Source organism: Allobosea sp. CS1GBMeth4 (assembly GCF_900185715.1).
Taxonomy (GTDB): Bacteria; Pseudomonadota; Alphaproteobacteria; order Rhizobiales; family Beijerinckiaceae; genus Allobosea.
On record NZ_FYAS01000045.1, the window covers coordinates 84537 to 91313 of the forward strand.

7 protein-coding genes are annotated in these 6777 nt (G+C 70.6%); 6 read left to right on the top strand and 1 reads right to left on the bottom strand.

All coding sequences use genetic code 11. From position 1 onward, the window contains the following. The first annotated feature begins 297 nt into the window (after positions 1-297). Complete coding sequence (locus CS1GBM4_RS22405) at positions 298-1500, top strand: site-specific DNA-methyltransferase (RefSeq protein ID WP_186420978.1); 1203 nt, start codon at positions 298-300, stop codon at positions 1498-1500. Between the two features lie 62 nt (positions 1501-1562). On the opposite strand, the gene mutY is transcribed toward CS1GBM4_RS22405, so the two are convergent. Continuing rightward, positions 1563-2636, bottom strand: coding sequence for an A/G-specific adenine glycosylase (gene mutY / locus CS1GBM4_RS22410; RefSeq protein WP_186420979.1), 1074 nt, complete (start codon positions 2634-2636; stop codon positions 1563-1565). Positions 2637-2824: 188 nt separating this feature from the next. Here mutY and CS1GBM4_RS22415 point away from each other — a divergent pair, with 188 nt between their 5' ends. From CS1GBM4_RS22415 to CS1GBM4_RS22435, 5 genes are all read left to right on the top strand, one after another. Then, the gene (locus CS1GBM4_RS22415; RefSeq protein WP_186420980.1) at positions 2825-3220 is read left to right on the top strand and encodes a thioredoxin family protein; all 396 of its coding nucleotides are present in this window, start codon (positions 2825-2827) and stop codon (positions 3218-3220) included. 9 nt (positions 3221-3229) lie between these two features. Then, positions 3230-3952: a cytochrome c biogenesis CcdA family protein gene (locus tag CS1GBM4_RS22420; protein WP_186420981.1), complete on the top strand. Its 723-nt coding sequence runs from the start codon at positions 3230-3232 to the stop codon at positions 3950-3952. A 57-nt stretch (positions 3953-4009) separates the two neighbouring features. Continuing rightward, entirely contained in the window at positions 4010-4507 is a 498-nt protein-coding gene (locus CS1GBM4_RS22425) for a DciA family protein (RefSeq protein ID WP_186420982.1), read from the top strand. Between the two features lie 82 nt (positions 4508-4589). Next, the gene (locus CS1GBM4_RS22430; RefSeq protein ID WP_186420983.1) at positions 4590-5210 is read left to right on the top strand and encodes a DsbA family protein; all 621 of its coding nucleotides are present in this window, start codon (positions 4590-4592) and stop codon (positions 5208-5210) included. A 258-nt stretch (positions 5211-5468) separates the two neighbouring features. Continuing rightward, positions 5469-6777 (top strand): AAA family ATPase (locus CS1GBM4_RS22435; RefSeq protein ID WP_186420984.1); only part of this gene is annotated, 1309 nt, incomplete at its 3' end.

Genomic DNA, 6777 nt, shown 5'->3' on the forward strand with positions numbered 1-6777 from the left:
TCATTTCTCGGGCGGAGCGAAGCGCAGATCCGAGAATCTCACGACGACAGAGCGCAGGCCGGAGCCTCTTCCGGCCTGAGATGTTCGGGTCAGGCTCGAGCCCGGCGCCTGCCGCGACGGCAGCCGAAAGCCGCTTACCCTTCCTTAACTTCCGTTACGAATTCACGAATATATTCAATCGGGTAGGCAAAATCTGCAGCCCCAGAACGGGACAGATTTTTTTCAACCCGGAAACCCGCCCTTTACCCTGTCCGGCCAAGATCGCGAGCGTTGAAGTTGCGTAACGGTCTTGGCGTCATGAGTACCTCGCGTACCGGGACCGCCAGCGCTCCCGTCCGGATTCAGGTTTCGCGTACCGGACGGCCCGCGCTGGGGGCCCGGATGAAGGCCAAGGGCCTTCCTCCCATCCAGGTGCTCCCCCGGGAGCTGCCGCTCGACCAGGTCGTCGTCGGCGATTGCATCGCCGCGCTCGAGGCGCTGCCGCCGGCGAGTGTCGACCTCGTCTTCGCCGACCCGCCCTATAATCTGCAGCTCGGGGGCGACCTGCGCCGACCCGACGACAGCCTCGTCGACGCCGTCGACGACGACTGGGACAAGTTCGCCTCCTTCGCCGAGTACGATGCCTTCACCCGCGCCTGGCTCTCGGCCTGCCGCCGGGCGCTGAAGCCGGACGGCGCGCTCTGGGTGATCGGCTCCTATCACAACATCTTCCGCGTCGGCGCGATCCTCCAGGATCTCGGCTTCTGGATGCTGAACGACATCGTCTGGCGCAAGGCCAACCCGATGCCGAACTTCCGCGGCCGGCGCTTCACCAATGCGCATGAGACGCTGATCTGGGCGGCGCGCGGCGAGAGCTCGAAATACACCTTCCATTACGAGGCGCTGAAGGGCGGCAACGACGACCTGCAGATGCGCTCGGACTGGTATCTGCCGCTGTGCACCGGCGAGGAGCGCCTGAAGAACGAGAAGGGCGCCAAGGTCCATCCGACCCAGAAGCCCGAATCGCTGCTCGCCCGCGTGCTGCTCTCGGCCAGCAATCCAGGCGACGTGGTGCTCGACCCGTTCTTCGGCACCGGCACGACCGGCGCCGTCGCCAAGGCGCTCGGCCGCCATTTCATCGGCATCGAGCGCGAGCAGGTCTATGCCAGGGCGGCGCGCGAGCGCATCGCCGCGGTGCAGCCATTGCCGCCGGAGGCCTTCGCCACCGCCCCCTCGAAGCGCAGCGAGCCGCGCGTGCCGTTCCTCAGCCTGGTCGAGGCCGGGCTGGTGAAGGCGGGTGAGCGCGTGTTCGACGAGAAGCGCCGCCACAGCGCGACCGTGCGGGCAGACGGCACGCTGGTGCTCGGCCCCGCCGTCGGCTCGATCCACAAGGTCGGCGCGCTGGCGCAGGGTCTGCCGGCCTGCAATGGCTGGACCTTCTGGCATGTCGAGCGCGAGGGCAAAGCGTTGCTGCTCGACGCGCTGCGCGGCGAGATCCGGGCACAGCTCGCGGCGGCGTAGGAAACCCTTGTCCGGGGGGCCGCAGGCCCGCGTTGGGAAAGACGGGCGTGGTTCGAGGCGCGCTATGAAGCGCGCTCCAGCTCGTCCAGCCCCGCCTCCAGCGCCTTCAGGAAGACGTTCGGAAACGCCTCTTCCTTCAGCCGCGCGAACGGCGTGAAGCGCATGCCCTCGGGTACGCGCGTCGCCAGCGGCACGCGGGCAGCGAACACGGTCAGCTCGAGCGGAAAATGCGTAAAGACGTGGCGAACCGGCAGCATCAGCCGCCGCCACGGCGCCGGCACCGGCTGATCACGCAAGGCATCCCCCAAGTCGTAATCCGCCCGCCAGTCGCTGCCGGGCACCTCGACCATGCCGCCGAGCAGGCCCCTGGCCGGTCGGGTCCGGACCAGCACGGCGCCGTCCGCGCGCATCGCGACGAAAGCGGCGCCGTAGCGCGTCCTGCCGGGCTTCTTCGCCGCCTTGCGCGGAAAGCTCTCCTGCGTGCCGGCGCGGCGCGCCCGGCAGGGCTCGCGCCAGGGGCAGAGCCCGCAGGCCGGCGAGCGCGGCGTGCAGATCGTCGCGCCGAGATCCATCAGGGCCTGCGCGAAATCGCCGGGCCGATCATGCGGCAGCAGCGCCAGCACCTGCTCGCGGATCAGCGGCTTGGCGCCCGGCATCTCGTCCTCGATGGCGAAGAGGCGGGTGACCACCCGCTCGACATTGCCGTCGACAGCCACCGCCGGCCGGTCGAAGGCGATCGCGGCGACGGCGCCCGCCGTATAGGCGCCGATGCCCGGCAGGGCGCGCAGGCCCTCCTCGCTGTCGGGAAAGCGGCCGGCATGCCGATGCACCACCGCCTGCGCACAGGCATGCAGGTTGCGTGCGCGGGAATAATAGCCGAGCCCGGCCCAGGCCTGCATGACGCTCTCCGACGGTGCTGCGGCCAGCGCCTCGACGGTCGGGAAGCGCGCCATGAAGCGCTCGTAATAGGGCTTCACCGCCGCGATCGTGGTCTGCTGCAGCATGATCTCGGAGACCCAGACGCGGTAAGGATCGGCCCGCTCTCCCGGTAGCGCCCGCCAGGGCAGGACGCGGCGGTGACGGTCGTACCAGGCCAGGAGATCGGCGGCGCGAGGCCGGGGAACGGAGGCGTCCATGAGCCCTGGTTTAGCGTCTCGGCCATCGACCGCAAGGCGCGCGCGAGCCCGGCTTCCGGACGGACATCGCCAACCGAATCAACTCGACGTGATCGCAGCCCGGGGGCTGTAACGGCGGACCGGCATGACGCGAATAAGCCGAAGCGGGCCGCCGGCACGCCTTCGACACCCAATCCGGGATCGCCTTCATGATGTCTCGTCGCAGCCTCGTCCTCACCGCCGCCTGTGCCCTGTCGCTGGCGCCGCTCGCCGCATCCGCAGCAGACGACGTCCGCAGCTTCTCCTCCGCCGAGTTCGGCGCGGCGCAGAAGGCCGGCAAGCCGATCCTGGTCGAGATCCATGCCGGCTGGTGCCCGACCTGCAAGGCCCAGGCGCCGGTCGTCGCCGAGCTGCGCAAGGAGCCGCGCTTCAGGGACCTCGTCGTGTTCCGCGTCGACTTCGACAGTCAGAAGGAGGTGGTCAGGCAGTTCGGCGCCCGCCAGCAGAGCACGCTGATCACGTTCAGGGGTGCAGCGGAGGCCGGGCGTTCCGTCGGCGACACCAGCAAGAGCTCGATCGGCGCCCTGCTGGCCAAGGCGCTCTGAGATCACGCCATGGCAATCGGCAGCCTCGGCCTCGCCTATCTCGCCGGCGTCCTCTCCATCCTATCGCCCTGCGTCCTGCCGCTGCTGCCGATCGTGCTCGGCTCGGCCGCCGCCGAGCACCGTCTGGCGCCCGCGGCGCTGGCGGGCGGCGTCGTCATCTCCTTCGTCGCGATCGGCCTGTTCGTCGCGACGGTCGGCTTCGGCATCGGCCTCAACGCCGAGGTGTTCCGGATCGCCTCGGCCATCATGATGATCGCGATCGGCCTCGTGCTCGCCTCGCCGGCCTTGCAGGTCCGGGTCGCGGCCGCGGGCGGGCCGGTCAGCGACTGGGCCGACCGCAATCTCTCCGGCTTCTCGACGCGCGGCGTCGGCGGCCAGTTCGGCGTCGGGCTGCTGCTCGGCGCCGTCTGGAGCCCCTGCGTCGGCCCGACCCTGGGCGCCGCCTCGGTGCTGGCGGCGCAAGGGCGCGATCTCGGCCAGGTCGCCGCGACCATGGCCCTGTTCGGGCTGGGCGCGGCGACGCCTTTGCTCGTGCTCGGCTCGCTCTCCCGCCAGGCGCTGCTGCGCTGGCGCGAGCGGCTGGCGCGCGGAGGCAAGGGCCTCAAGGTGGCGCTCGGGCTCGTCCTGATCGCCGTCGGCGGCCTGATCCTCACCGGTGAGGACAAGCGGCTCGAGGCGGCCCTGGTCGAGGCCTCCCCCGCCTGGCTGGTCGAGCTGACCACGCGATATTGACCGGCAGACCCGACGCAGCCGGCTTGCCTCGCGGCCTTGGCCGGCGCAGATAGGCGCATGGCCGCCAAGCCCCTCGCCGAGCTGATCGACGACTGCCTCGCCCCCGCGCTCGCCGCGCAGGGCTTCGCGGGACGTTCGGTCGTGGCGTTCTGGCCCGAGATCGTCGGCGAGCGGCTGGCGCAGCGGACGCGGCCGCTCAAGATCGACTGGCCGCGCCGGCGCGGGGCGCCGGGAGAGCTCTCGGACCCGGCGACGCTCGTCGTGCGCGTCGAGGGCGCCTTCGCGCTCGAGATGCAGCAGCTCGGTCCCTTGGTGCTGGAGCGGGTCAACAGCCATCTCGGCTGGCGCGCCGTCGGCAAGCTGGTGCTGAAGCAGGGGCCCGTCGCAGCGCCGGCCGTCTCACGGCCCGCGCCCCCGCCCGATCCGGCCGTGCTTGCGCGGATCGACGCCCAGGTCTCCTCCGTCGAAAACGCCGAGCTGCGCGAGGCGCTGGCCCGTCTCGGGCGCGGCATCGCCCAGCGGCGCAAGGCCGCAGGCGACGACACGGCTTCGTGAGCGGGAACCGACGAACCGATCTTGCCACAATCCTGATGGCGACTATGGTCCGCGCAATCACGCCGCCATCAGGGATTTCGTCATGACCAGCCGCCGTCGGGTGTTGATCGGCTCCGCCGCCTTGGCTCTGTCGCCGCTTCTCGCCGGCCGGGGCGCCTCCGCCCAGACGGCCCCCGGGGTGGCCAACCCGCTCGGCGACGTCTGGCTCGGCAACGCCGACGCCAAGGTCGCGATCGTCGAATATGCGTCGCTGACCTGCGGCCACTGCGCCAATTTCCACAAGGACACCTGGCCGACGCTGAAGGCGAAGTACATCGACACAGGCAAGGTGCGCTTCGTGCTGCGCGAATTCCCGCTCGATCCGCTCGCCACCGCCGGCTTCATGCTGGCGCGCTGCAACGGCAACGACAAATACTATCCGATGACCGACCTGCTGTTCGCGCAGCAGAAGAACTGGGCCTTCGTCGACAAGCCCGTCGATGCGCTCTCGACCATGGTCAAGCAGGCCGGTTTCACACAGGAATCTTTCGAGGCCTGCCTGAAACGGCAGGACATTTATGACGCCGTCACGCAGGTTAAGGAAGGTGGGGCCAAGGCTGGCGTGGACTCCACCCCGACCTTCTTCATCAACGGGCAGAAGCGTTCCGGTGCACTCAGCATCGCCGAATTCGACAAGATCCTCGAGCCGCTGCTCGGCAGCTGACGCACGTCCTTCCGTTACCGCCGTCATTCCGGGGCTTCGCCTGGCGAAAAGCCCGAAACCGATGGCCACGACGCCATTCCGGTCTCGTCATGCTCGCCGTCGTGGCGAGCATCGACGTCTTGAACGCCAGTCCCCACCGGCAGGGATGTGGATCGTCGGGACGAGCCCGGCCGTGAAGGAAGCGATGGTGTTCAGGGCTTCCGGGCCCGCGCCTGCGGCGCGCCCCGGAAAGAGGGCGGCGGATGCCGGAGCGCGCCGATGCACCTGACGCGCCTCAAGCTCGCCGGCTTCAAGACCTTCGTCGAGCCGACCGAATTCGTGATCGAGCCGGGGCTGACCGGCATCGTCGGCCCCAATGGCTGCGGCAAGTCGAACCTGGTCGAAGCCCTGCGCTGGGTGATGGGCGAAAGCTCGTTCAAGAACATGCGCGGCTCGGGCATGGACGACGTCATCTTCGGCGGCTCGTCGGAGCGCCCGGCCCGCAACATGGCCGAGGTCGCTCTCACCCTCGACAACAGCGACCGCAAGGCGCCCGCCGCCTTCAACGAGGCCGAGGTGCTGGAGGTCACGCGCCGGATCGAGCGCGAGGAAGGCTCGACCTACCGGATCAACGGCAAGGAGGTGCGCGCGCGCGACGTGCAGCTCCTCTTCGCCGACGCCGCGACCGGCGCGCGCTCGCCGGCGCTGGTGCGCCAGGGCCAGATCAGCGAGATCATCGCCGCCAAGCCGCAATCGCGCCGGCGCATCCTCGAGGACGCCGCCGGCATCGCCGGGCTGCACAGCCGCCGGCACGAGGCGGAACTGCGCCTCAAAGGCGCCGAGGACAACCTCGACCGGCTGGAGGACGTGCTCGCCGAGATCGACGGCCAGGTCGAGGCGCTGCAGCGCCAGGCGCGGCAGGCCTCGCGCTACCGCAACCTCGCCGCCGAGATCCGCAAGGCGGAAGCGGTGCTCGCGCTGATCGCCCATCACGAGGCGCGCACGCAGGAGGCCGGGGCCGAACGCGCGCTCGAAGCCGCCGTTCGCGAGGTCGCCGACAAGACCGGCGTGCAGGCGGAAGCGGCGCGGCTGCAGGCGATCGCCGCGCATGCCCTGCCGGGGCTGCGCGAGAACGAGGCGGCGGCTGCCGCCGCGCTCGTGCGGCTGAAACGCGGCCTCGACGAGATCGAGGCGGAGAACAGGCGCGCCAGGCAGCGCACCGAGGAGCTGGCGAAGCGGCTCGGCGAATTGCAGGGCGACCTCGCCCGGCAGGCGAGCCTCGGCAAGGATGCGAACGACAGCCTGGCGCGGCTGGCGGCGGAAGACGAGAGCCTGCGGCTGGAAGCCGAGACCGCGGCCGCAGGCGCCGGGACCGCGGCGACGGCACTGTCGGAGGCCGAGACGGCACTGGCGGCGGCGGAAACCGAGCATGCCGCGGTGCAGGCGCGGCTGTCCGAGCTGACCGCCCGCCGCGGCGCGCTCGAACGGGCCGTGCGCGAGGCCAGGGAGCGCGAGGCCCGCCACGCCGCCGAACGCGAACGCCTGCAGCGCGACCAGGCGGCGCTCGACGCCGACGGCACCGCCTCCT

Excerpts from the sequence above, each read along its gene's own strand:
- CS1GBM4_RS22405 (WP_186420978.1), top strand. The coding sequence starts at position 298 with ATGAGTACCTCGCGTACCGGGACCGCCAGCGCTCCCGTCCGGATTCAG.
- mutY (WP_186420979.1), bottom strand. The coding sequence starts at position 2,636 with ATGGACGCCTCCGTTCCCCGGCCTCGCGCCGCCGATCTCCTGGCCTGG.
- CS1GBM4_RS22415 (WP_186420980.1), top strand. The coding sequence starts at position 2,825 with ATGATGTCTCGTCGCAGCCTCGTCCTCACCGCCGCCTGTGCCCTGTCG.
- CS1GBM4_RS22420 (WP_186420981.1), top strand. The coding sequence starts at position 3,230 with ATGGCAATCGGCAGCCTCGGCCTCGCCTATCTCGCCGGCGTCCTCTCC.
- CS1GBM4_RS22425 (WP_186420982.1), top strand. The coding sequence starts at position 4,010 with ATGGCCGCCAAGCCCCTCGCCGAGCTGATCGACGACTGCCTCGCCCCC.
- CS1GBM4_RS22430 (WP_186420983.1), top strand. The coding sequence starts at position 4,590 with ATGACCAGCCGCCGTCGGGTGTTGATCGGCTCCGCCGCCTTGGCTCTG.